Below are 2,896 nucleotides of genomic sequence, written 5' to 3'. Positions count from 1 at the left end.
GATTTTAAGCTCAGTTCGGCAAACATCTGCTTAAGCTTGCGGTTTTCAGCCTCCAGCTCCTTTAAGCGTTTGATATCCGAAGTTTCCATTCCGCCGTATTTTTCTCGCCATTTATAGAAAGTTGAATTACCCATGCCATATTTACGGCACAGTTCTTTAACCGGAATACCCGCTTCAGCTTCTTTTAAAATAGCGACGATTTGATGTTCAGTCATTTTTTTCATAATTAAATCCCCTTTTCTTTTATCATAGAGAATTTTCTACTTTTTTGCTGTACTATTTTAGGGGATAGTTACAAAGTTAAATAATGCTTGTTGAATTTAGGTGGTGAAAAGATGAGCTATATAATTTCAATAGAAGAAAATACATATAATATGCTTGATTATCTCCATGATATATCCATGGATTTCTCACTATTTAATGAGGGGATTAGCCTTAAAGGTCTTGATTGTACTTTAAAATATAAAGCTAAGAATAAATCCTGTTTTAATAAATTAAAAAAGTGTCACATGCTATCTACTACTGGACCTGAGTTAGTTAGCCTGAAGCTCAGGGCTATTCTTGAAAGTGTAGTGCCAACAGAAGTTGAATTTTTTAATGCCGAAATAATATATGGAAATGAAATTTTTGATGGTTTTAGTGTGATAAATCCCATAATAAAGATAGATTGTTGTGATATGAACAAAAGCGAATATCAGTTGACTAATTTCGATCCAAATAATCCTGCTTACATGTTTTTATATACAGTAATATTAGACGATATACCTGATGGTTATAATATTGTTAGATGCAAAGAACAACCAAATTTAATTGTGATCAATAATAAAGTAAAATCGGCTATTTTAAGTGCTGGCTTACAGGGAATTAAATTCTGTAAGGAAATTGATTTGACATATAAAGATCGGACTATATGTGAATCGAGTTGAATATATTTTCAATTAGATTAGTTATAAAAAATTCTAAAATTGTAACTATCCCTTAAAATAGTGGAATGGCAACACATATTCAAACAACAAAATTAAGGAGTGGTTGTTAGTTAAACTCTATCGGTGGCAAATAACATAACGATGAATGCAACCATTTGTGATTGTACCAATAAGCATAGGCTGCAAAAGATTGTCGCAATTCTAAGGAAAAAATAATAATAAAAGGAGAAATGTTTAAAGTTTCAAAAAGTGAACTAATAAATTTTATTCAAAAATCAATAGATATGGGTGATATGCGAGAATTTCTGATTTCACCGATTTCGACCAATAGTAAAAAGGAAGTTCTATATTTAACAGAAGATTCATATTATTTATATGAACCTTAGTTTTATTTAATTATACATATAGAAAGTAAATACATCACGACAACCTAGACAGGATGGTAAGCAAAAAACACAGCAAACACGGCCAAACCGATTACCGCCACGACGAGCACGGCCGAACCCAAACCAAACAGAGCATCGGCGCCACCCAGCACTACCACTACGACGCCGAACACCGCCTGAGCGAAGTACGCATCGAACAGCTCAACAAAACCGAACGATACCGCTACCTCTATGACGCCCTTGGCAGACGCATCGAAAAACAGAAGTTAGACCGCGAAGGCAAACCCTACAACCGTACCCGCTTCCTGTGGGACGGCTTAAGAATGATTCAGGAAACCGGCCCGAATCACCCCACCAGCCTGTATATCTATACCGACCAGAACAACTACGAACCACTGGCGCGGATAGATAAACGAGGTAATGACCCAGAAAGAGTCATGTACTTCCACACCGACCTCAACGGCTGTCCGGAAGAGCTTACCGATGCAAACGGTGAAATACTGTGGGAATGCAGCTTTCAGCTGTGGGGAAAACGGATTCATGAAATCGAACATGAATCGGTAGAACAAAACCTCAGATATCAGGAACAATATTTAGACAGAGAAACTGGCTTACATTACAATACCTTTAGGTATTATGATCCGGATATAGGTAGATTTACCCAGCCAGACCCTATTGGGTTGCTGGGTGGCTTGAATCTGTATCAGTATGCGCCTAATGGGTTGACTTGGATTGATCCGTGGGGGTTAACATCTTGTAAACCTGTAAAAGCTGGTGAAGGTGGTAAATTTAGTAAACTAAATGCTCGTGGGGTTAAAGGTGATAAATTGACTCCTCACCATATGCCTCAAGCTGCGGCAGGATTTACTTCAAAAGCTGATGGTGGCGCACTTGTAATAACCGAATCAGAACACTATTTAACAAGGACTTATGGATACAAAGGTGCGATAACTAAGGTACAGGACTTTGGATTATCATTCCGGCAAGTACTTGCAAAAGATATTAAAGATATAAGAAATATTGTTGGCTCTAAATATGATGAGGGTATTCGAGATATTATTAAATATTACAAAACAAACTATCCAGAATTAATGAAAAAATGATTTGGAGATTCTATGAGACGATCTGTTAATGAACTTATTAAAATGGGGCCTTTGCCTTCAGAGGAAAGTTCTGATATTGACTTTATTCAGAAATATCAGAATATTTTACATAGCATTCAACCACCTTTATCAAATGAAGAAGCGACTAAACTAATTACACTCTTTGGTAATGATGAAAGTTATGGATTAGCTTGGTCACTATTACATCTTATTGAATCGAGTGCCGATTTTTCAGTAGATAAGCAACTATTAGAAAATGGAAATCCATGGATTCAGCTATTAAAAAAGAGAACTATGAATAAATAACCTTTAAATTGTAATGAATCTGTAACTATCCCCTAAAATAGTACAGCTAAAAGTAGAAAATTCTCTTCATTAACCCACAGAGGATTTAAATATGAAAAAGATGACTGAACATCAGATCGTAGCTATTTTAAAAGAAGCTGAAGCCGGTATTCCTGTCAAAGAACTTTGCCGTAAA

General features: G+C 35.9%; 4 protein-coding genes. 3 read left to right on the top strand and 1 reads right to left on the bottom strand.

Annotation, left to right across the window (positions count from 1 at the left end; genetic code table 11):
• Window positions 1-224: transposase (locus B9N71_RS12240; protein WP_143422154.1), on the bottom strand; the 224-nt coding region annotated here is incomplete at its 3' end.
• A 111-nt stretch (window positions 225-335) separates the two neighbouring features.
• Here B9N71_RS12240 and B9N71_RS12235 point away from each other — a divergent pair.
• The 3 genes from B9N71_RS12235 (at window position 336) to B9N71_RS12225 (ending at window position 2,721) form a co-directional block, all read left to right on the top strand.
• Window positions 336-926, top strand: a complete 591-nt coding sequence (locus B9N71_RS12235) for an imm11 family protein (protein WP_202115344.1) — start codon at window positions 336-338, stop codon at window positions 924-926.
• A gap of 439 nt (window positions 927-1,365) precedes the next feature.
• On the top strand, window positions 1,366-2,415 hold the full coding sequence (locus B9N71_RS13765; RefSeq protein ID WP_085166099.1) for an RHS repeat domain-containing protein: 1,050 nt from the start codon (window positions 1,366-1,368) through the stop codon (window positions 2,413-2,415).
• Window positions 2,416-2,427: 12 nt separating this feature from the next.
• On the top strand, window positions 2,428-2,721 hold the full coding sequence (locus B9N71_RS12225; protein ID WP_085166098.1) for a hypothetical protein: 294 nt from the start codon (window positions 2,428-2,430) through the stop codon (window positions 2,719-2,721).
• Window positions 2,722-2,896 lie beyond the last annotated feature (175 nt).

It is taken from the genome of Gilliamella bombi, from assembly GCF_900103255.1.
GTDB classification, from domain to species: Bacteria; Pseudomonadota; Gammaproteobacteria; order Enterobacterales; family Orbaceae; genus Gilliamella; species Gilliamella bombi.
This window is presented reverse-complemented; position numbering and strand designations above follow the sequence as displayed.